The organism is Ruegeria aquimaris (assembly GCF_025751555.1).
Lineage (GTDB): Bacteria > Pseudomonadota > Alphaproteobacteria > Rhodobacterales > Rhodobacteraceae > Ruegeria_B > Ruegeria_B aquimaris.
Window position 1 is genome coordinate 135818 of sequence record NZ_JAOWLB010000002.1, and the last position, 22330, is coordinate 158147.

Consider the following 22330-nt stretch of genomic DNA (forward strand, 5'->3'; position numbering starts at 1 on the left):
ATCTTAGAATAATTCTAATTCACGGGGCTGCCGGATGCGCTTTCTTTCCTATCGCAAACATTTCCGAGACCTCTCTGAGCAGGAAGTCATCGCCCTGGCGATTTCCTCGGAAGAGGACGACGCGCGCATCTACCGTTCTTATGCCGAACTATTGCGCGCCGACTTTCCCGCGTCGGCCCGCATGTTCGATGGCATGGCCGCAGAAGAGGATGAACATCGCGCCCAGTTGATCGCCCTGCACGAGCGGCGGTTTGGGTCGGTGATACCGCTGATCCGGCGCGAGCATGTGGCGGGCTACTACGCGCGCCGCCCTGTCTGGCTGGTTGAGAACCTTGGGATCGAACGTATCCGGACCGAGGCCGAAGCAATGGAGCGCGACGCCGAACGTTTCTATCTTGCCGCCGCCGCGCGCTCGACCGATGCGGCCACACGCAAGCTGTTGGGAGATCTGGCCGCGGCAGAGGCTGGGCATCAGGCCACCGCAACCGAGTTGGAGGAGGCCCATCTTGACGAAGACAGCCGCGCAAAAGAGGAAGCCACCGCGCGGCGTCAGTTCATCCTGACCTGGGTGCAGCCGGGCCTGGCCGGCCTGATGGACGGATCGGTTTCGACCCTGGCCCCGATCTTTGCCACGGCATTCGCGACCCAGGACACATGGACCACGTTCCTGGTGGGCGTCGCCGCATCCGTCGGCGCCGGTATCTCGATGGGCTTTACCGAGGCCGCCTCGGACGATGGCGAGCTTTCGGGGCGCGGTTCCCCGGTCAAACGCGGTATCGCGTCCGGCGTGATGACCACACTCGGCGGCCTGGGTCACGCGCTGCCTTACCTGATCCCTGATTTCTGGACCGCAACGACGCTCGCAGTGATCATTGTTTTCTTCGAGCTTTGGGCCATCGCCTGGATTCAGAACCGGTACATGGAGACCCCCTTCTTTCGCGCGGCTTTCCAGGTTGTTCTTGGTGGCGCGCTGGTCCTGGCCGCTGGTGTCCTGATCGGCAGCGGCTAGACGGCCACTCTTGCCATCAGGTCAGAAAATGTTACCAGATCGAGCATGGTCGAGATCTTTCTGCGCACACTCCCGTTCTTTGCCATTATCGGTTTGGGCTTCTGGGCCGGGCGCAGCCGTTTCTTCAGCCCTGAAGCCACCGCTTATCTGACCAAGTTCGTGTTCTTCTTCGCTCTTTCGGCGATGCTGTTCCGGTTTTCCGCCAACCTGCCGTTCAACGAGATATTCGATGGCCAACTCGTCGCCGGGTACTTGTGGGGAACAGCAGGGGTTTACGGCATCGGGATGCTGGTCGCCTTTCTCAGGCGCCTCGACGTTCCGACAGCGGCGGTCGAGGCGCAATGTGCCGCCATCGGCAATACTGGGTTTCTGGGGCTGCCGATGCTGGCGCTCTTGTTTGGCGAAGCGGCGATCGGTCCGATCATGCTGATCCTCTCGGTCGATCTGGTGGTGTTCTCGTCTCTCATCGTGATCCTGATCAACGGCGGACGCGACGGTCGCCTGACCCTCGCCACCCTGCGCCTGATCGGTCTCGGGCTGGTCAGGAACCCGATGATCGTCTCTATCTCGGCTGGCTTGGCGTGGTCGGCCATCGGGTTGCCGGTGCCTGACCCGATGAACGACTTCCTGACGATCCTTGGCGGGGCCGCAACCCCCGGCGCCCTGTTCGCGATCGGCGCCTCTCTTGCCGAACGCTCGGCCGAGCGGGTGCAGATCGCGGCCTGGCTGAGTTTTTGCAAGCTGATCGTACATCCGGTTCTGGTGGCGCTTGCAGTGCTTTGGGTGTTTCCGGTCGACGCCTTCACCGCCTCGGTGGCGATTTCCGCCGCGGCCCTTCCGGTCGCTGGTAACGTCTACATGCTGGCCGCTCATTACGGCGTTGCCCCGCAACGTGTCTCCGCCGCGATCCTGCTTTCGACTGCCGCCTCCATCCTGACCGTTCCGGCCTTCATCGCCTGGGTCAGCGCCCCCTGAGCCTTATTCTGTTCACCAGATGCTGGTGACCCCGACAGGATTCGAACCTGTAACCTGCCCCTTAGGAGGGGGCTGCTCTATCCAATTGAGCCACGGGGCCACGGGGCCCTCTCTAACGGGGTTTGAAAGGCTTGTCATCGGACAATGCGTAGCAGTTGAACGTGCCAACCTGTTCGCGCTAGCATCCAAGTACAACCAAATCAGTGCAGGTACGCCGTTGACAACCGACACCAAACGCCCGCTCACCCTTCGCGATGTCTCCGAAGCTTCGGGGGTTTCGGAAATGACCGTCAGCCGCGTATTGCGCAATCGGGGGGATGTTTCGGATGCAACCCGTGCCCGCGTGCTCGCCGCAGCCAAGGAACTGGGATACGTTCCCAACAAGATCGCCGGCGCGCTGGCGTCGAACCGGGTCAATCTGGTGGCGGTGATCATCCCGTCCCTGTCGAACATGGTGTTCCCCGAGGTTCTGACTGGCATCAACCAGGTGCTGGAGGATACCGAGCTTCAGCCGGTGGTGGGCGTCACCGATTACCTGCCCGAAAAAGAGGAAAAGGTGCTCTACGAGATGCTCTCGTGGCGCCCGTCGGGCGTGATCATCGCGGGGCTGGAGCATTCCGAGGCGGCACGCGCCATGCTGGATGCCGCCGGGATTCCTGTGGTCGAGATCATGGACAGCGACGGCAAGCCGGTGGATGCGATGGTGGGCATTTCGCACCGCCGCGCCGGGCGCGAGATGGCACAGGCGATCCTCAAGGCGGGTTATCGCCGGATCGGCTTCATGGGCACCAAGATGCCGCTCGATTATCGCGCCCGCAAACGGTTCGAAGGGTTTACCGAGGTGCTGGGCAAGAACGGGGTCGAGATCGAGGATCGCGAGTTCTACTCCGGCGGTTCGGCGCTGGCCAAGGGGCGTGAGATGACGCAAGCCATGCTGGAACGTTCGCCCGACCTCGATTTCCTCTATTACTCCAATGACATGATCGCGGCGGGCGGTCTGCTCTACCTGCTCGAACAGGGGATCGACATTCCCGGCCAGATCGGGCTGGCGGGCTTCAATAATGTAGAACTGCTCCAGGGCCTGCCGCGCAAGCTGGCCACGATGGATGCCTGTCGGCTGGAGATCGGGCGCAAGGCGGCCGAGATCATCGCCAAGCGGCTGGAAGACCCCGAGGCCGATATCGAAACCCGGATAACGCTCGAGCCCAAGATCAGCTATGGCGATACGCTGAAACGGCGCTGATCACGTGGCGCTGCAACGGCTCGACAACCGCGCGGCGCGGGCGCTGTTCCTGGATCGGCACGGGCTGGCGGAACAACCCAACGGCCCGGCGCGCGGGGCGGATCTGCTTGACCTGATCACCCGGCTCGGCTTTGTGCAGCTCGACAGTATCAACACCGTGGCGCGGGCGCATGACATGATCCTGTTCTCGCGCCGCCCCGCCTATCGCTCGCCCGATCTGAAACGGCTGTATGAGCGGGACCGGGCTCTTTTCGAGCATTGGACCCATGACGCCGCCGTCATCCCGATGGCGTTCTATCCGCACTGGCATTTGCGGTTTGAACGCGATGCCGAGATGCTGCGCGCAAGGTGGAGGAACTGGCGCCGCGACGGGTTCGAGGGCAAATTCGCCGCCGTGTTGGATCACATCCGCGATCATGGGCCGGTCGGTTCCTCGGATGTCGGCAAGGACGAAGAGAAATCATCTGGCGGCTGGTGGGACTGGCACCCATCCAAGACCGCGCTGGAATACCTCTGGCGCTCAGGCGCGCTGACGGTGATCGGGCGCGAGGGGTTCCAGAAACGCTATGACCTGACCGAACGGGTGATCGAAGAGCACCTCTGCCCCGGGGCAATCGACTGCGATCCGGCTAATACGATCGACTGGCTCTGCAACGCGGCCCTTGACCGTCTAGGCTTTGCCACGATGGGCGAGCTGGCTGCCTTCTGGGACAGCGCCAGCCCGGCCGAGACGAAGGTTTGGGCGGAAGGCGAACTGTCGCGCGGAAATCTGGAACAGATCGAGATTCAGAGCGCCGACGGAAGCTGGCGCAAGGTACTGGCCAGGCCGGATGTGAGCGAGCAGGCGGCCATCGCTCCGCAGGCGCCGGGCCGGATCCGGGTGCTTAGCCCCTTTGACCCCGCTCTGCGAGACCGGAAACGCGCGGAACGACTGTTTGGCTTCCATTATCGGATCGAGGTTTTTGTCCCGGAACCGAAGCGGGTCTATGGTTACTACGTCTTCCCTTTGCTTGAGGGTGACCGCCTGGTCGGTCGCATCGACATGAAGGCACATCGAGACTGTAGCGAGTTGCGGGTCAGAGCGTTTTGGCCAGAGCGTGGTTTGCGCTGGTCAGAGGCCCGTACCCGGAAGCTGGAAGCCGAACTTGACCGAGTTCGTCGCCTGGCAGGCGTCGAACGGGTCGTGTTTGCTGCGGACTGGATCAGGGCACCGCATTGAACGTTGAGGCTGGGGGCCAGCCCCCCAGACCCCCCGGAGTATTTCCAACCAGAAAGAAGCATGAACTGGCTGCCCGATCGGACCTAACCAAGGTAGCCGCGGTCGTTTACCAATGCCTTGAGTTGCAACAGCGATGTTTCGACGGACTGGCCCGATGTATCGAGTTGGGCCAGTGCCTTGCCATAGAGAATCTCGCGGCTGGCCAAAATGGATTTCAGCTGCTCCATGGCCTCGGGATTTCCGGCCATCGGGCGTTCGTCGCCCTGGGCCCGGACCCGTTCCATGTGCTCTTCTGGATCGGCGCGCAGCCAGATCGTGTGGAAATGGGTCAAGAGCATGTTGTAGGTTTCAGGTTCGGCGACGATCCCGCCCGCAACCGCCAGAACCATCGCCTCGTGTTTGGCCACGACCCTGCTGACCGCCTGCGCTTCGAGCTTGCGGTATCCTTCCTGACCGTAGAGTGCCATGACTTCGCCCACGGGCATGCCGGCCTGCTCCTCGATCTCGTCATTGAGTTCCACGAAGGGCAAACCGTACTCCGCCCCCAAGCGGACCCCAAGGGTGGATTTTCCCGCGCCGCGCAGACCGACCAGGCAGATCCGTTGGGCCCGGATCGCCTCGGCCGGTTCAGGACTGAGCGCGCGCAGGACGGCTTGTTGCACGTCGGACTTGGCGACCCGATACAGGTCAGCGACACGCAACGCTTCGGAGGTCCACGGGTCGTCTTGACCAACAAGCCACTCGATCCGATGATCAAGCGCAATCGCGACCCGCAGCAAGAGACCGATCGAGATATTCCCCTCGCCCGCTTCGAGTTGCGCCAGATAGCGTGGCGATACACCGGACGCCTCGGATAGAACACGCCGAGGGATTCCCTTCCGCTGCCGGGCGGCCCGAACCCGGTCCCCAACCCTCGCGATCAGGGCCGAAACCTGGGCTTCTGCACTGTCTGCCGGTCCGTTTGACGCCGTTTCGCCGCGGAAATTGGTTATCTCGGTCATGCTACCTGCAGCTTTGTGCAAAATATTGCGCAATATTACGGCAGGAGACCCGCGGGTGCAATCCAATCCACAAGCAGATGAACCCTGAGCAGGTCCTTAGTAGGTCTCCACATGGAAACGGCCCTGATCGCGCATCTGGTCTCGCAATTCGGTCCAGACAACGCCCCGTGCCCGCGCAATATCCTTCAGCGCTTCCTCTACCCCCTGCTCCATCGCCTTCAGACCGCAGACATAGATATGGGTCGACGGCTCCAGCAACAACTGACCAATGCGGTCTGCCTCGGCGCGCAGCTTGTCCTGCACATAGTGTTTGGGTTCCCCGTCTTGCCGGGAAAAGGCAAAATGCTTGGCCATGAAGCTTTCTGGAACCTTTCCCAATGGGCCAAAATAGGGCAATTCCTGTTGCCGACGAGCGCCGAAAACGAGGGTCAGGGAGTTCTTGAGCTTGGGGTTCTCCCGTTGGCGCCGCATGGTGAAGGCGCGGAAGGGGGCCGAGCCGGTTCCGGTGCAGATCATCAGCAAATGCGCGTTCGGATCCGATGGCATCAGGAAGGTCGCGCCAAACGGGCCGGTCACCCGCACGGTATCGCCCGGCTTCAGATCGCAGACAAAGTTCGAGCACACGCCATGCGGCTCTCGCTTGACGGTCAGCGAGAGGTTGTTGAAATTGGGTCTTTCGCCATCGCGGGGGCTTGAAACCGAATACAGACGCGGCAGATGCGGTTTGCCTTCGGCATCTGTTCCGGGCGGAATGATCCCGATGCTTTGACCTTCGAGCACGGGAAAGGGTTGGCCGCCAAAGTCCAGGATGATGTGACGCACATCGCTGTCACTACCTTCGGCCGTCAGGCGGAAATTCCCGGTCACCCGCGCTTCGGCAGGTTTGCCCAGCGTATATAGGTTGATTGTCGGCTTGGCCGCTGTTGCAGGTGCGCGTGACTTGCCACCGACCCCCTTGTGCGCCTCGGCCAAGAGCGCCGCGACCGCGTCGTCCAGGGCTTCGAGCCCGGCATCGTCGCCCGCCACGTCTTCCTGAGCGGGCAAATCCGTCCAAGCGTATTGGTCTTCCAGCGAATATGGCTCGGCCACAATGCGCCAGTTATCAATGGATCCCGTCGGACAGACCGGAATGCAATCCATGCAGAACTTGCACTTGTCCACGTCCACGACGACATTCATGTCGTCATGTTCGATGGCCTGCTCGGGACAGGTCATTTCGCATGTATAGCAGCGGATACAGATTTCGGGGTCGATCAGGTGCTGCTTGATCGGCTGTGTCATGGGGTCTCTTGTTTTCTGGTCAGAACGATGTCGGGAACGATCAGCGTATCAATCAGTGCCTTGCACAGACCCACGCAGTCAGAGCACCCAACACACGGACCTTGCAATGCAGATATCTGACCGGCCAGCGCCTGAAGGCGTGGCGTTTCGGACTTTGAGCGGTCAATCTGCATGGTCGGGTCCTCGCATTTTCCGATCAGGCTGGGATCAGCGAACAGGAGAATACCCCTGTCCGTCAATCCGCGGGCGGGTCACAAATTGTTTCCGCCCACGGTTCCCGCCTGTGAACAAATTCAGGCCATATGGAGTTTTACATACTCGAAATCGCCAGGCTTGTTGTCGATGCCAACCTTCGGCGGGGCGATCCAGCGGGCGTATTGGCCAGCCTCGTAGCACGGCTTCATCAGCGACTGGATATAGTCGCCATCGGCGTGGGTCGGCAGCCACTCGGGCAGGCCTTTGTCATACTCGGCCCCGGTCACAACCTTGCCTTCGGGATCGAAAGGAAGGTTGGCAAAGACGCCGATCTTGCGATGGAACGCTTCGTGCGGCAGCTTCAATTCAAAGTCGATGCCGTGTTTCTCGATAATCTTGTTCCAGCGGCCAACGCCACCCGCGGCGTCCTTGGTGTAATCATCGCGCAGGCGCATATTGATCGCGGTAAGGGCAGGGACTTCTTTTTGCACTGCCTTGCCATCGACCAGATCCCAGACCACGTAGGTATCGCTTTGCAACTGGTGATCGTCGGTGATGCGCGCCTCCATGTAGCGGCCTTTGATACCGGCGTTGAATGCGTTTGCGGCGTTGGTCGAAACTTCCTGACCGAACAGATCCAGCGACAGCGTGTAATGCAGATTCAGCTTCTTCTGGATCAGCGGCAGGTCGATCACGCCGAGGCCGCGGATACGGTCCACATCGAACGGATCGTCGATCCCATTCTCCTTCATCACCTGGCAGGTCCGTTCGATGGTGCGGCCGACGCCAGTTTCGCCCACGAACATGTGGTGCGCTTCCTCGGTCAGCATGAAGCGGCAGGTGCGGCTGAGCGGGTCGAACCCCGATTGCGCCAGGCTTTCCAGCTGCATCTTGCCGTCACGGTCGGTGAAATAGGTGAACATGAAGAACGACAGCCAATCCGGCGTCTCCTCGTTGAAGGCGCCCAGCATCCGCGGGGCCTCTTCGCTACCCGACTGGCGGCGCAACAAGTCATCGGCCTCTTCGCGACCGTCACGACCGAAATACTTGTGCAACAGATAGACCATCGCCCAGAGGTGGCGGCCCTCTTCGACGTTCACCTGGAACAGGTTGCGCATGTCGTAAAGCGAAGGCGCGGTCAGCGCCAGCAAGCGCTGTTGTTCAACCGAGGCCGGCTCTGTATCGCCCTGGATCACGATCAACCGCTTGAGCAGGTTGCGATACTCACCCGGCACTTCCTGCCATGCGGGTTGTCCGTAATGCTCGCCACAGGGAATTGTGCGGTTTTCCACCTGCGGTGCCAGCAGCACGCCCCAACGGTATTCGGGCATCTTCACATAATCGAACTTGGCCCAGCCTTTCGGGTCCACCGAAACGGCGGTGCGCAGATAGACCATGCTTTGTTGAAAATTCTGCGGGATCAGGTCGTTCCACCAGTTGATGTAGCCGGGGTGCCATTTCTCCAGCGCCTTCAGTACCTTCTTGTCCTGGCTCAGCCCCACGTTGTTGGGGATCTGGGTGTCGTAGCTTACGTTGATCAGGTCGAGCATTGCTTTCCTCCTTGCGGGAAAAAATCTTGCAAAGATTTTTCAACAGATTTTTCGGCGAAAAATCTGTCCCCTCCTCAGACACGTTCCATGTTGTAGTCGCCACGCACACCGGTGCCGTAGCGTTGCAGCGCACCATCAGGACCTACCGCGTTCGGGCGCTGGAAAATCCAGTTCTGCCACGCGGTAAGGCGGCCAAAGATGCGTGTTTCCATCGTTTCGGGACCGGCAAACCGCAGGTTCGCCTCCATCCCCGTCATCGCATCAGGCGAGAAACTCGCCCGCTCCTCAAGGAAGATGCGCACTTCATCCTCCCAGTCGATATCGTCATAGGCATAGGTCACCAGACCCAGTTCTTCGGCTTCAGCGGCCTCCAGCGCCTTGCCGACATGGCCACGCAGGGTATCGACCGTTTCCGGAGCACCCAGGAACCGGGTCTGCAAGCGCGTCAGATCGTTGCCCATCGGGTAGGGGCCGAAATTCCCCTCACTCAAAGTCACCGCCGCAAGTGGGCGATTGTCGCCTTCGAACTCGTCGAGCATCATGTAAGACCGGTCTACCGCCCAAAGCAACTCCGCCAAGGGTCCGGCAAAGCAAGAGCCATGCTCGACAATGGCGACGAGGCTGCGCGAGGTCATGTCGACCCGCTTCAGGACGCGCTTCCAATAGTGCAGGATTTCGTTCGCCAGCCAGTGGTCACGGTTGGCCAGCAAAAGCGCTTCATGCGCCAAAACCGCAGTCGGGTCGCCTTGTGTCTGGAACACCAGGGTGCCGATCTGGCGTTCATTCAGACGCAGATGCAGGATGGCGTCGTCCAACTCGCGGGCGGCGCGCAGGATCCAGGCTTGCGCCCCCTGCCACTGCAATTCCGCCACCGAGGCCGGAGCCGGATCGGACGGGCCTGTGATGGTCAGCGTTGCCCGGCCACCGGCCCGGTCGATCGAGACCTCGACGGCGGAATAAGTAAGGGAGCCGTCTTCGGCAAAGCGCCGGTCGAGCGGGGTGAGTTCGATCCCCGTCAGGTTCGAAGGCTTGGCGCTGGCTGCGGCGAATTCGCGGGCGCGTTCCTGCACGACCTCATCAAACTTGGAATTTGGCGCGATCTCGTCCACCAGCCGCCAATCAACGGCGCGCTGGCCTTTTACACCTTCTTCGACCGAGCAGAACACATCGGCCAGATCGCGACGCACCTTGCGCTTGTCCGTGACGCGCGTCAGCCCACCGGTGCCCGGCAGAACGGCCAGAAGCGGAACCTCAGGCAAAGCCACCGAGGAAGAGCTGTCATTGGTCAGCAGGATATAGTTGCAAGCCAGCGCCAGTTCATACCCGCCGCCCGCGCAGGCGCCCTTGACCGCCGCGATGTATTTCTGGCCGCTGTCGGCCTCGGCGGCCTCGAACGTGTTGCGGGTCTCATTGGTGAACTTGCAGAAATTGACCTTGTGGGCATGGCTGGCGCCGCCCAACATGCGAATATTCGCACCGGCACAGAACACGCGGTCCTTGGCCGATTGCATGACCACCACCTTGACCTCGGGATGCTCAAACCGCATCCGCTGGACGACATCGGCCAATTCGATATCGACACCCAGATCATAGGAGTTGAGCTTTAGCTCATATCCGGGGAACAACCCGCCCTGCTCATCCACATCCATGTAGAGATTGGCGATCTCGCCGTCGTACTCCACGCGCCAATGACGATAGCGGGAGGGATCGGTTTGAAAGTCGATACGGTGGGTCATGTTAGACTCCAAAACTTGAGGTTGAGGTGCATTTTAGTGCTCAGCAGCACTTTGGCAATAGATTTTAAGCAAGATATTGCATATTTAGTTTTCTTTACTATCAGTATTTTGCCGAAAAAAGTACCACGGGCCCATAATCTGATAGCTATTTTATGCATTATTATGCCTATTTCGTGAGTCGTTTTTCCAACTTTTCAACGAGCACCACCAGATCGTCAGAACACAACCCCATCGCCCGTTCTCCCCCGGTCCTGTCGATATGTTCCCGGACCAGAGCACAGAGGCGCCGCGCGGCCCGAGGGCGGTCCATCTGTATCTTGAGCTCTGCATTGGCCAGCTGAATCGATGCCTGCACGACATGACGCGCGGCTGAATTCGGCGGCAACTGCATCCAGACGGGCTCCCAGACTTCATGCGCCTCCCAGAAATAGCCCGCGCCGTAGAGTTGCCAACCCGCCCTCCAGGCTGGGCAAGCGGCCAGTTCATCTTCCATCATTCCCACCGTTACGCTTTTGCGCAAATCGAGAAACGCGTCCTCAGGCGGGCGGGCTGTCCGACCGGGGACATAAGCCGGATATGACAGACACAATGCCATAGCTCAGGCGGGAATGACCTGGGCGGCCTCGATACGGATCAGCCGGGCACAATACTCGCCCACCGCGTCCAGCACTTGCTCCGGACACTCCTGATGTGGTGCATGCTGGCAATCGAGGATCAACGTATCGACCGGGCAATAGGCGCGATTTTCGATCTCTTCGATCTGCGCCATGGTGCCATATTGGTCCTGCCGCCCCTGGATGGCCAGTATCGGAACCCGGATATAGTCGATCACCTCGGCCACGTTCCATGCGGCAAAACCCGGATCCAACCATGCACCATTCCAACCCTTGAAGGCTCCGTCAGGGTCAAGATGGTACTTGGCCATTTTCGCTTTCAGATCGCCGCTCTCATATGCCTCGCGCGCGGCCGCAATCGAAGCCAGCCCGCCCGGTTCGGTAAAGAAATGCGGCGCCTCAAGGATCAGACCGCGCACGCGCCGGTCCTCGACGCTGCCGGCATAGATCGCCGCTATTGTCGCCCCGTCGGAATGCCCAAAGAGAATGGCACGCTCGACGCCAGTAACGTCCAGAACCCCAGGCAGAACATCCAAAGCCTCGCGCGTCTGAAAGTCCAACGGTCGCGGCAAGGCAATCGGATCAGACTTGCCATAGCCCTGGCGCGAATAGACAAGCACGCCAAGCCCGGTGCGTTCGGCAAGCCGACTTGGAAAATCCCGCCATAGGGCAGCGCATCCCAAGCCTTCGTGCAACAGGACAATTGTCAGCGCCTCGGACGGCGCCGGGCCGTAGCAGGCGTATTCCAGCGCCGCGCCGTTGACGCGCAGCTTTTCGGTCGGCGTAGAACTCCATTCCATCTCTCACCCCTCCTGTCGCAGCTTGAAACGCTGGATCTTGCCTGTGGCAGTCTTGGGCAGATCCTCGACAAACTCGATCCAGCGGGGGTATTTCCACTTACCCACCTTCTCCTTGACGAAGTCGCGTAAGATATCCGCCAGCCCTTCGGTCTCTGCCGTCTTGAGCACGATGAACGCCTTGGGTTTTTCCAACCCATCGGCATCGCGGGCCGCCACCACCGCCGCCTCCAGCACCGCCGGATGCGCCACCAGGGCCTGCTCCACCTCAAAGGGCGACAGCCAGATGCCCGAAACCTTGAACATGTCGTCTGTGCGCCCGCAATAGATATAGCGGCCCCCGGGCGTCAGCTCGTACTTGTCGCCTGTGCGGGTCCACTCACCCTCGAACGTGGCGCGGCTCTTGTCGCGCTTGTTCCAATAGCCGTCCGCGGCCGAAGCACCGCGCACCAGCAGCTCTCCCAAGCCTCCGGGTCCGACATCGGCGCCACTCTCATCGACCAGCCGCACCTCGTATCCCGGCACCGCGCGTCCCGAGGTGCCATAGACCACGTCGCCCGGCGCGTTCGACAGAAAGATATGCAGCATCTCGGTCGAGCCAACACCATCCAGAATATCGACGCCCCACTGCCGGCGCCACGATCGCCCGATCTCTTCTGGCAGAGCCTCACCGGCCGAGATGCAGCGGCGCAGCGTAACATCCGGCACACCCTCGCGGTCCAGCATGGCGACCATCGCGGCGTAAAGCGTCGGTACCCCGCAGAACACGGTTGGCCGCTCGGCGACGATGATATCGCGCACCCCTTCCGGCGTGGGGCGTCCGTTGAACAGGATCGTTTCTGCCCCGACCGACATCGGAAAGGTCATGCCGTTGCCCAGCCCATAGGCAAAGAACAGTTTGGCTGCGGAAAAGACCAGATCGTCAGGTTCTATTCCAAGCACCTGCGCGCCGTAAGTATCCGCCGTTGCCCTGAGGCTGCCATGCACATGCCGAACGCCTTTGGGTTGCCCCGTCGACCCCGAGGAGTAGAGCCAAAAGGCGACATCGTCTGACGAGGTTTGAACCGCAGGCAGAATATCGGCGTCGCGCATGAAATCCGAATAGCTCTGCGTGCCCGCAGGCGCCGCACCGACGACCACGATCCGGGTCAGATGCGGAGATGCCTCGGCAGCGGGCTGCACTACGGGCCAAAGTTCTTCGGACACAAACAGAATACTGGCCCGGCTATCGTTCAGGATGACATCATAGACAGAGGTCGCCAGTAATGTATTCAGCGGCACCGGCACCACGCCCGCCTTCAGGCATCCCCAGAACAAGGTCGGAAACTCCACCTGGTCCAGCACCAGCATGGCGGCACGCGCCTCGCGCGGGATACCGGCGCGGGCGAGAGCGCCCGCGACACGGCCACTCTCCGTGGCCAGCGCGCCATAACTGATCCTGCGCTTTTGCCCTGCGGCTTCACGAAAGGCGGGGCGGTCGCCCTGCCCTTCGTCAATGTGCCGATCCACAAAGTAATGCGCGGCGTTTCCGCTCATCCCGTTCTCCTCCCGGTGACTACCCAGGGCCGCACGCGGACGGCTCTCTTCCACGGTCCCGCGCGCCTCCCTCTGCGACCGCCATCATGCATCTCAAAGTCATTTATGCAAGATATTGCTCATCTTCATCGAGAAAAAGTGCATCTTAATGCACAAATATGACTGTTTCATCCGGATCCTCGTGCAACCGGATCACCTGTTCGGCGCGGAGCATCAGGATCTTTCGGAAGTTCAAGTTTCCTTTAGCGGTGACCTCGCCATCGGCCATTGACGGCGGGTCAGACAGAATCAGGGCGCGCGCAATGGTTGTGGCACTGCCACGGCCCGCATTCAGACGAGACAGGCGCCTGGCGATCTCCTTGGCCTGTTCCCCGGGAAGACAAGCGCCATCACGCGCGTCGAGCCCCTGCGCCAGCGCGGGCGATGGCACAATCATCGCCCCAACCTCGCCACGCCCCTCTCCGGTCAGGACCACATCCGCCGCCAGGGGCGCCAATGCCGCCAGCACCTCTAGCCGCAGATCGGAGGCAGGCACCCATATCCCGGTGGTCAGCTTGAACTCCTCGGCGATCCGCCCGTCGAACCGAAGCCCCTTGTTCGGGTCCTCCGGATCGACCAGAGAAACCTTGTCGCCGGTACAAAAGAAACCCTCGTCGTCAAAGGCTTCGGCTGTCTTTTCCGGATTGCCGAGATAGCCGGAAAAAACGTTGGGGCCCTGCACACGCAACTCGTGGGCGCCACCATCAGTCGGAACAAGCTTGGCCGTCACCCCGGTTAGCGGTACTCCGATGATACCGGGCAGGTTTGTCGGCACATGCTGGAAAATGCAGGCAGGCGCGGTTTCGGTCATGCCCCAGCAAGTGGTGATCAGGGGTTGGGTGTCGCGCACTTCGGCGGCCATATCGCTGAGATCGCGCCAGACATCCGCGGGCAGGGAAGCTCCCGCATAAAAGAGCATGTCGAGATCGGCAAAGAAATGGCGCTTCAACGCGGGATCCCTTCGCATCTCGTCGCGCATCTGAGCAAAGCCCACCGGCACGTTATAGGCGATGGTGCCGTTCATCAGGCGGTTGTTCTCAAACGTCTTGCCGATCAGGGCCGGCGCGGGCTTGCCCCCGTCGATGTAAAGCGCACCGCCAAAGGCCAGCATCTGGTTGAAATTGTTCGATCCACCAAAAACGTGATTCCAGGGCAGCCAATCGACCAGTCGCGGCGGGCGTTCGGACAGGAACGGCAAGGCGCGGGTGTACTGCGCCTGATTTGCGCACAGCATCGCTTGCGTGGTCAGCACCCCCTTGGGGTTCGAGGTCGAGCCCGAGGTCATCAGGATCTTGGCAACCGTCTCGGGGCCAACAGCCTCGGCCGCGGTATCGATATCAGCGGTTTCGCGTTCGAGATCGGCAAGAAGACTCATGCCCGGCCCAGGATTTCGGCCGACAACGATTTGGCGGCCTGTGATCTCTTCCATCGCAAGGGCATTCGCGAACTGCGCGCTGTCTTCGGCGTAAACCATCGCCGGTGCGATCAGCCCGATCACATAGCGTAGCTGTTTCAGGGCACCGGGGATCAGCGAATACTGTTCCGCCACCGGGACCGGCACCAGGCCCACATACTGCGCCGCAAGTGCCAACACCCCGTGATTGACGCTGTTGCCCGAGATGATCAGGATACGATCCCCGGGCATCAGTCCACGCGCCAACAGACCTGCTGCTAGCGCGCGAACCCGCTCCAGCGCTGCGTCATAGCGCAACTCGGCCCAGCCTGCCCCGCTGCGTTCGGCCAGAAACACCGCATCGGGCGTACGTTCGGCCCAGCGATGCAGCCAATCGGCAGTCTTTCGGTCAGGCGATACGGTCTCGTGCCCCGACCGCAGCAGGATCGTGCCATCCGCGCGATCCTCGCGCCGGACATCATGCGCCTGATATTGCGGCATCCTCTCCTCCCAAATCCCGCATCCCGACCCGTGATCGGGCCGGTCGCGTAGAGCCGGGAAAGAACCGTCCTATCCCAGCAGAAACAGTGTGATCGCGGGAAACGCGACCAGAATGACAACGCGGATCAGGTCCGTCGCGACAAAGAACATCACCGCCTTGTAAGTGTCGACCATGCGGGTGGCCCGATCCATCGCATTGATGATGAACAGGTTCATGCCGACAGGCGGCGTGATCAACCCGACCTCGACCACGATCAGCACCAGAATGCCGAACCAGATCGCCACATGTTCGGCCTCCATCCGGTTGGCCATGCCTCGGGTGACGCGGATACCAAGCTCCTTCATCTGATCGCGGGTCAGTTCGGCGCCGCTGGCGATGGCATCCTTGATGCTGGCCAGCGTTTCGGCGCTCATCCCTTCTGGTACACCAGCCTTGAGAACCTCCATCGCCGCATCGGCCTGCAAGGCGGCAAGCGAAACGAGGTCGAAGTCCATGGCAGAAATCACAGGAAAGAAGATCGGGATGGTCAACAGGATCATGCTGAGGCTGTCCATCAGGCAGCCGAACACCAGATAAAAGACAAGGATCAGCGCCAGTACCGTCCACGGGCTGTATCCCTGACTGACGACGAAGTTCGACAATTCCTGCGGCACCTGTGTCAGGGCAAGAAAGCCATTGTAGAAAGCCGCCCCCAGCACGATGAAAAAGATCATTGCGGTGGACCGCGCGGTAACAAGGAAGCTTTCTGTCAACGAGGCCCGCGTCAGGCCGCCGTTCAGCCAGGCAATCACGCCAGTCCCCAATGCACCGACGGCCGCGCCCTCGGTTGGCGTGAACCAGCCAAGGTAGATGCCGCCGACGACGAGACCAAACACCAGAAGAACGGGCCAGACCTGAACCAAAGCAGCGAACCGTTCGGCATAGGGCACGGGCGGACGGGTGCCCGCGCTTTCCGGGTAGAGCCGCACGTAAACCGAGATGGCGATCAGATAGCCGACCGCCGCCATGATGCCGGGAATGAAGGCCGCGAGAAACAGCTTGGCAATGTTCTGCTCGGTCAGGATGGCATAGATCACCAGCACTACCGATGGCGGGATCAGGATGCCCAGCGTACCGCCCGCCGCCAGCGTGGCCGTCGAAAACCCGCCAGCATAGCCATATTGCCGCAGCTCTGGCAGGGCGACACGGCCCATGGTGGCCGCAGTGGCCAGGGACGATCCACAGATCGCGCCAAACCCTGCGCAGGCGCCGATGGCGGCCATGGCAACACCACCCTTGCGATGACCCAGCCACCCTTCGGCCGCCTTGAACAGGGCATTCGACATGCCGCCAAGGGTCGCGAAATGGCCCATCAGCAGGAACATCGGCACGATGGTCAGCGAGTAGCTGGAAAAGGTCGTATAGGTCTCGTTCTTCAATCGGGCAAAGGCGACCTGAGTTCCGTCGGTCACCAGCACCAGCCCGATCAGGCCTACAAGGAACATGGCAAGCCCGATCGGCACGCGCAGAAAGATCAGAACCATCAGGGCGGGGAACGACGCGATGCCGATTTCAAGCGCGGTCAATGGCCTGTCTCCACACCATCCCAGACGATCACGCGTCCGGTAAAGAACTCGACAATACGCACACCAGCCATGTAACAACCGACCGCAGCCGCCGCCAGAGATGCAGCAAAACTCAGCGCGTAGGCCCACCAGATTGGAAACTCCAACAGCAGAGTCGTCTCTCCGTAACTAAGCTTGCTGATCATGCCGTCGCCCAGTTTCCAGGCGATCAGGATGAGAACGGCGGCAAACACGGTCTCGGTCACCATCCGCAAAAACCGGTTCACGCCCTGAGAGAACGAGTTCGTCAGGATGTCGACGGACGCGTGGCCAGCGGTAATCTGGCAGAACGGCAGGAAGCAGAAGATCGCAAAAGCGACACCAGCTTCGACAAGTTCGAAATCGCCGTTTACTGGCCCCACACCCAGCTGGATCATCCAGTGAGAAAATTCAGGCGCGATCCCGGTCATGAAATTGCCGTGAAACGCACCGTTGAGCAGACGGCCCAGAATGGACACGCAGGTCAGCATGATCAAGGCGCTGAGCACGATCCCACCCAAAATGGCCATGGCCTTGGCCAGCCCCATCATCAGCTTGTGCATCTGTTCTTTTCGTCTTTCGCCGAAAGAGGACCCCGCAGCAGTTGCGAGCCGCGGGGTCGGTTCTTGTCCGGATCAGTTCGCGTAATCCGGTGTGTACTTCTCGATCAGCATCTGTGCTTCGTCGATCAGCGCCTGACCGTCGATGCCTTTGCTGTTCATGTCGGCGACCCACTCATCATAGATCGGCTGCGCCAGCGCGCGCCATTCAGCCACCCCGGCCTCGTCGATGGTGATGATGTTGTTGCCCAGGTCTTCGGCAACCTTGCGGGCGGGCCCGTCGGAATCGGCCTGTGTGCCACCCGCAAACACCGAGAATTCAAGACCCGAGTTCTTGTCGACGGCGGCTTTGAGATCATCCGGCAGGCTGTCGTACTTGGCCTTGTTCATCGCCAGAACGAAAGTCAGGGTGTAAAGCGCCTTTCCGGAGAATTCGGTGTGGTTCTCCACCAGTTCAGGAACCTTCAATGCCGTGGTGACTTCCCACGGAATTGTGGTCCCGTCGATCACACCCTTGCTGAGCCCCTCGGGAACGGCCGGAACCGGCATGCCGACCGGGGTCGCGCCCAGCTTGGTCAGCAGCGAGTTGACTGAACGCGAGCCGCCGCGGATCTTCATGCCTTGCAGGTCCTCGGGTTTTTCCACCGGATCCTTGGTATGGATCATGCCGGGCCCGTGAACCCAGGTGCCAAGGATATGCACATCCTTGAACTCGGTGTCCTTCATGTGCTTTTCGAACATCTCCCAATAGGCATGGCTGACCGCGCGCGCATTGGTCATCATGAAGGGCAGTTCGAACACCTCGGTCGAGGGGAAGCGGCCCGGCGTATAGCCGACAACGGTCCAGACCACATCGGCCACGCCATCGATGGCCTGATCCATCAGTTCCGGCGGCTTGCCGCCCAACTGCATCGAAGGATAGCGCTCGACCTTGATGCGGCCGCCCGAATCCTTTTCAACGTTGTCGGCCCAGACATCCAGCACCAGTTTTGGCACATTGGCCTGCGCTGGCAGGAACTGGTGCAGTTTCAGTGTAACCTCCTGTGCAAGCGCAGTGCCTGCGCTGAAGCCGGTCGCCAGAGCCGCCACCGCGGCGCCGCCGATCAGGCCCAGAATCTTTCTGCGATAGGTCATGTCATCCTCCCTTTGACCCTCTCTGAGCAATATAATGCGCATATCTGGCATGTTTGCAATATATTGCTACACTCCCTTCCAATGGCTCCGCTCTCACCGGCGCCGCCGTAACGCAACCTGATCTAATCGTACCACTTTTCTTGCGACTCGATGATCATCATCGCAATTTGGATCGTTCTCCAAATACCCTTGGTTTATTGAATGCGTTCGTCAACCATGGGCTAATCTGCTGGGCCAAGCGTCAGGGCGATCGGATGCAGCCCGTCGATGCCGCCGGTGATCGCGTCCCCGGCAACGACCGGGCCAACCCCGGCTGGCGTGCCTGTCATCACCAGATCACCGGGACGCAGGTGGTAATAACCCGACAGATGACCGACAATCTCGTCGATCTTCCAGATCAGCTCGGACAAGGTGGCGTCCTGTTTGACCGCGCCATTCACCTCAAGATGAATGCGCTTTTCCTCGCCAGGCGACCAGTCGGCCGCCCGGGTCAGAGGGGCAAAGACCGCTGCGTTCTCGACATCCTTGCCCAGATCCCAGGGACGTTTCTTGTCCCGCTCGCGGATCTGCTGGTCGCGCCGGGTCATGTCGAGCGCGCAGCCATAGGCATAGACGGCACCCCAGGCCTCGGCCCGGCTTGCGCGGAACACCGGTTTTCCGATGGCAAAGGCCAGTTCCATCTCGTAGTGGAAATTCTCGGTGCCCGGCGGATAGGGAACGGTGGCCCCGGTCAGGATCGCATTGGCGGGGGATTTGGTGAAATAGAACGGCGCCTCGCGGTCCACTTCGTTGCCCATCTCGGCGGCATGGGCGGCATAGTTGCGGCCAACGCAGAATATGCGCCCGATCGGATAGGTGCTGCTTTCCCCTCGAACCGGAATGCCGGGGATCGGGGGAAGGGTGAACAGGTGGTCGCTCATCTGGCGCGTTCCTCGTAGTAACCAAGTTTCTCTTGCAGTGGGCGATCATGGATGCGGACCAGGAATGCCTCGCTTTCCGCCTCGTGCCAGATGCGGGCAAAGACCGGCGCGGTGAACGTGTCCTTTGGCCCCCACTCGATGACCTGCCCATCGATCTCGCTGCGCCCGGTCCCGGCGATCACGTGAAAGGCCGAGGAACAGGACCGCAGCGGTGGCGCCTCGACCTGACCGGCCTTGAGCATCATGGCGGTAAAGCCCAGCGCCGGAAGCACATCCTCGCCAGTTTCGGGGTTGATATAGTCCAGTTCGGCAATCCCCTCGCCATAGGCCGCCATCTGGCGCAGCGCCGCCTCGGTCGCGGCCCAGGGATATCGCATCATCGGATAACGCCGCGCACCCCGCCCCGGTCGTCGCGAGGGCACCAACCCGACGGCGCTGTATTCGACCTGGCTGGCATCGGGGCGATTGCGCTGCGCCTGCAAGGTGCCCTCGATCGCATATGAGCCTTCAAGCTGCACGAAAATCGGCAAGTCCAGCGCGTCGAGCCAGATCACAGGCTCGTCCCCGTCATGGCCGTGATCGTGCCATTCACCGCCCGGTGTCAACACCAGATCGCCCGGCTCCATCGGCAGGCGCTCGCCATCGACTACAGTGTAGCCACCCTGCCCCTCGACCACAATGCGCGCGGCCGACGGCGTGTGACGATGCGCGGGCGCCGTCTCGCCCGGCAGCAACAATTGCAGGCCCAGATAGATCGCCGCCGTCGCCTGCATCGCTCCCGCGCCACGCCCCGGGTCGGACAGAACCAACACCCGGCGTTCGGCCTTTTCCACCGGCGTCAATTCTCCGGCACGCAGCAAGAGCGGTCGCACCGCCGGATAAGACCAATGCCCCAAGCGTGTTACGGCTTGCGGAGCATTGTGCGGCAGCACATTGCGCATCATCGGCCAAAGCGGCGCCACACCGGCCGCCGCCATCTGATCGCGATAGTCCTGCGGCAGTTCCTCCATGGTGCCAAGCTGCTCGGTCATTTTCCCTCTCGAAACGGTACTGCCATCTTAGGCAGGTCTGTTGTTCTGGCAACTGGCTTGTCCCCGAGCCACGTCCGTGCGCCATACGCAGCAATCTGCCCGCAACCGGTAATTGCATCGGCGCTTTTTCGCGCAATCCTTGCCTTTGTGTTTCAAAGCGCTAAAATCAATATTGCGCCACCTTTGGTTGTGCGTCTTTCTGGGTAACGAAGATTGAACAGAGATAAACGAGAACTCGGAACATCATGCTGACGGGCAGACCCCCTCGTCCCGTTCGGTTTTGAAAGGTGCCGTCCCTACCGGCGCACAGGTGTTCCGACGACCCAGCGGCGTGGACGGTGACCATTACGTCCGATTTCTGCTGGATGGTCAGGCGGCGCAGCTACATCTGGCCTGGCCTTTCTGCCGGAGAGAGCCCCCTCCTCTCCGGCAGATCCCCTTACCGCGATGAAGTCAGCTGGATTTTTCCTGATAAAGCTCGTTCAACAGATCGAGCAGGGTTTCAAAACGGCCAGCCCCCAGTTGCGTCCGAATATCGTCAAACACAGCCTGGCTGGCACCCAGGTTGTCGCGAATGATCTTGGCGCCGGCCGATGTAATACTGACAATCTGCTTGCGCCTGTCGCCCGGATCCGGTTCCCGCGTAATCAGGTCCTTCTCTTCCAGTTTCTGAAGGATCCGGGTCAGGCTGGGCAGCAACAAACATGCCTGATCGGCGATTCGGGTCGGATCTTGCGGCCCCTCCTCCTCGAGGACGCGCAGAACGCGCCATTGCTGTTCCGTGATTCCGACATCCATCAGTATGGCGCGGATCGGACCCATGACACGTTCGCGCGCCCTGAGCAGCGCAATCGGCAAGGACCTTGAAGTTAAGGGCAAATCAGAGCTCATAGTGAAGTCTTGCCGAAATCTTTGCGCCCCGCAACGGGCGAATGGCCTCACACGCCAGCCGAAAACAGGTTTGACAAGTTGAATTTAATTTCACATGTTAATGAAAATCACCCCTCAAACCAAGCAGGACTCACATGCCGGTTCCCGCCCCCAACCTGTATCCGCCGTTCAACATCGTGCGTCTCAGCCATGTGGAATACCGGGTAAGGGACCTGGCTGCCAGCCGTGCCTTTTATGTCGATATCCTCGGCCTTCAGGTCACGCACGAGGAAACCGGGCGCCTGTATCTGCGCGCGATGGAAGAGCGTGGGCATCACTGCATCGTCCTGGTTGAGGCCGATACGGCCGATGTGGGGGTACTGGGCTTCAAGCTTTATGACGAACCGGACCTTGAGCGGGCCGAAAGATTTTTCGCCGAAAAATCTTTGCCCACCGCCTGGGCCGAGCGGCCACATATGGGCCGCACGCTGCGCACCCGCGATCCCTGGGGCATTCCGCTGGAATTCTATGTGCGGATGGACCGGCTGCCGCCGATCCACCAGAACTACCGGCTCTACAATGGGGTAAAGCCGCTCAGGATCGACCATTTCAACATGTTCTCGGCCAATGTGGACGCCAGCGTCGCCTTTTACGGCGAGATGGGGTTTCGCGTCACCGAATACACCGAAGATGACGAAAGCGGCCGCCTCTGGGCCGCCTGGATGCACCGCAAGGGCGGCGTGCATGACGTGGCCTTTACCAATGGGCTGGGCCCACGCCTGCATCACACCGCCTTCTGGGTGCCGACCCCGCTGAACATCATCGACCTGCTCGATCTTATGAGCACCACCGGTTATGTCGCCAATATCGAGCGCGGGCCGGGGCGGCACGGGATCTCGAACGCCTTCTTCCTCTATGTCCGCGATCCCGACGGGCACCGGATCGAGATCTATTGTTCGGACTATCAGACTGTCGACCCGGATCTGGAACCGATCCGCTGGTCGCTCACCGACCCGCAGCGCCAGACCCTGTGGGGGGCGCCCGCCCCGAAAAGCTGGTTCGAGGAAGGATCAACCTTTGAAGGCACTGAGCCGGTGCCGAGCGCCCTCAAGGCGCAACCGATCATTGCCCCCTGAGGGCTG

General features: G+C 60.9%; 19 protein-coding genes and 1 tRNA gene. 5 read left to right on the forward strand and 15 right to left on the reverse strand.

Annotation, left to right across the window (positions count from 1 at the left end):
• Window positions 1-34: 34 nt before the first annotated feature.
• Both mbfA and OE747_RS03530 read left to right on the forward strand, forming a co-directional pair.
• On the forward strand, window positions 35-1009 hold the full coding sequence (gene mbfA, locus OE747_RS03525) for an iron exporter MbfA (RefSeq protein ID WP_263827223.1): 975 nt from the start codon (window positions 35-37) through the stop codon (window positions 1007-1009).
• A gap of 45 nt (window positions 1010-1054) precedes the next feature.
• Window positions 1055-1984: an AEC family transporter gene (locus OE747_RS03530; protein ID WP_263827224.1), complete on the forward strand. Its 930-nt coding sequence runs from the start codon at window positions 1055-1057 to the stop codon at window positions 1982-1984.
• 23 nt (window positions 1985-2007) lie between these two features.
• Here the strand turns inward: OE747_RS03530 and OE747_RS03535 are convergent.
• Window positions 2008-2084, reverse strand: a tRNA-Arg gene (locus OE747_RS03535).
• A 117-nt stretch (window positions 2085-2201) separates the two neighbouring features.
• Here OE747_RS03535 and OE747_RS03540 point away from each other — a divergent pair.
• Window positions 2202-3227, forward strand: a complete 1026-nt coding sequence (locus OE747_RS03540) for a LacI family DNA-binding transcriptional regulator (RefSeq protein ID WP_263827225.1) — start codon at window positions 2202-2204, stop codon at window positions 3225-3227.
• Between the two features lie 4 nt (window positions 3228-3231).
• Window positions 3232-4446: a winged helix-turn-helix domain-containing protein gene (locus OE747_RS03545; RefSeq protein ID WP_263827226.1), complete on the forward strand. Its 1215-nt coding sequence runs from the start codon at window positions 3232-3234 to the stop codon at window positions 4444-4446.
• 83 nt (window positions 4447-4529) lie between these two features.
• On the opposite strand, the gene OE747_RS03550 is transcribed toward OE747_RS03545, so the two are convergent.
• The 14 genes from OE747_RS03550 to hpaR form a co-directional block, all read right to left on the reverse strand.
• Complete coding sequence (locus OE747_RS03550) at window positions 4530-5447, reverse strand: helix-turn-helix transcriptional regulator (protein ID WP_263827227.1); 918 nt, start codon at window positions 5445-5447, stop codon at window positions 4530-4532.
• Window positions 5448-5543: 96 nt separating this feature from the next.
• The gene (boxA, locus tag OE747_RS03555; RefSeq protein WP_263827228.1) at window positions 5544-6728 is read right to left on the reverse strand and encodes a benzoyl-CoA 2,3-epoxidase subunit BoxA; all 1185 of its coding nucleotides are present in this window, start codon (window positions 6726-6728) and stop codon (window positions 5544-5546) included.
• Window positions 6729-7021: 293 nt separating this feature from the next.
• Window positions 7022-8473, reverse strand: a complete 1452-nt coding sequence (boxB, locus tag OE747_RS03560; RefSeq protein ID WP_263827229.1) for a benzoyl-CoA 2,3-epoxidase subunit BoxB — start codon at window positions 8471-8473, stop codon at window positions 7022-7024.
• A 74-nt stretch (window positions 8474-8547) separates the two neighbouring features.
• Window positions 8548-10209, reverse strand: coding sequence for a 2,3-epoxybenzoyl-CoA dihydrolase (boxC, locus tag OE747_RS03565; RefSeq protein ID WP_263827230.1), 1662 nt, complete (start codon window positions 10207-10209; stop codon window positions 8548-8550).
• Between the two features lie 166 nt (window positions 10210-10375).
• Window positions 10376-10702: a DUF309 domain-containing protein gene (locus OE747_RS03570; RefSeq protein WP_263827231.1), complete on the reverse strand. Its 327-nt coding sequence runs from the start codon at window positions 10700-10702 to the stop codon at window positions 10376-10378.
• A 105-nt stretch (window positions 10703-10807) separates the two neighbouring features.
• A complete protein-coding gene (locus OE747_RS03575) occupies window positions 10808-11623 on the reverse strand; it encodes an alpha/beta fold hydrolase (protein ID WP_263827232.1) in 816 nt (271 codons plus the stop codon).
• Between the two features lie 3 nt (window positions 11624-11626).
• Window positions 11627-13156, reverse strand: a complete 1530-nt coding sequence (locus tag OE747_RS03580) for a benzoate-CoA ligase family protein (RefSeq protein WP_263827233.1) — start codon at window positions 13154-13156, stop codon at window positions 11627-11629.
• Between the two features lie 145 nt (window positions 13157-13301).
• Window positions 13302-15089, reverse strand: a complete 1788-nt coding sequence (locus tag OE747_RS03585; RefSeq protein ID WP_263827234.1) for a feruloyl-CoA synthase — start codon at window positions 15087-15089, stop codon at window positions 13302-13304.
• A gap of 69 nt (window positions 15090-15158) precedes the next feature.
• Window positions 15159-16655, reverse strand: coding sequence for a TRAP transporter large permease (locus tag OE747_RS03590; protein ID WP_263827235.1), 1497 nt, complete (start codon window positions 16653-16655; stop codon window positions 15159-15161).
• Window positions 16652-17236, reverse strand: coding sequence for a TRAP transporter small permease (locus OE747_RS03595; RefSeq protein WP_263827236.1), 585 nt, complete (start codon window positions 17234-17236; stop codon window positions 16652-16654). The genes OE747_RS03590 and OE747_RS03595 overlap by 4 nt, the downstream gene beginning before the upstream one ends.
• A gap of 72 nt (window positions 17237-17308) precedes the next feature.
• Window positions 17309-18367: a TRAP transporter substrate-binding protein gene (locus OE747_RS03600; protein WP_263827237.1), complete on the reverse strand. Its 1059-nt coding sequence runs from the start codon at window positions 18365-18367 to the stop codon at window positions 17309-17311.
• Window positions 18368-18588: 221 nt separating this feature from the next.
• On the reverse strand, window positions 18589-19287 hold the full coding sequence (locus tag OE747_RS03605) for a fumarylacetoacetate hydrolase family protein (RefSeq protein WP_263827238.1): 699 nt from the start codon (window positions 19285-19287) through the stop codon (window positions 18589-18591).
• On the reverse strand, window positions 19284-20318 hold the full coding sequence (locus OE747_RS03610; RefSeq protein ID WP_263827239.1) for a cupin domain-containing protein: 1035 nt from the start codon (window positions 20316-20318) through the stop codon (window positions 19284-19286). Before OE747_RS03610 ends, OE747_RS03605 begins: the two co-directional genes overlap by 4 nt.
• A 453-nt stretch (window positions 20319-20771) precedes the next feature.
• Window positions 20772-21209, reverse strand: coding sequence for a homoprotocatechuate degradation operon regulator HpaR (gene hpaR, locus OE747_RS03615; protein WP_263827536.1), 438 nt, complete (start codon window positions 21207-21209; stop codon window positions 20772-20774).
• 134 nt (window positions 21210-21343) lie between these two features.
• Between hpaR and hpaD the strand changes: the two genes are divergently transcribed.
• A complete protein-coding gene (gene hpaD, locus OE747_RS03620) occupies window positions 21344-22324 on the forward strand; it encodes a 3,4-dihydroxyphenylacetate 2,3-dioxygenase (protein ID WP_263827240.1) in 981 nt (326 codons plus the stop codon).
• The last annotated feature ends 6 nt before the right edge of the window (window positions 22325-22330 follow it).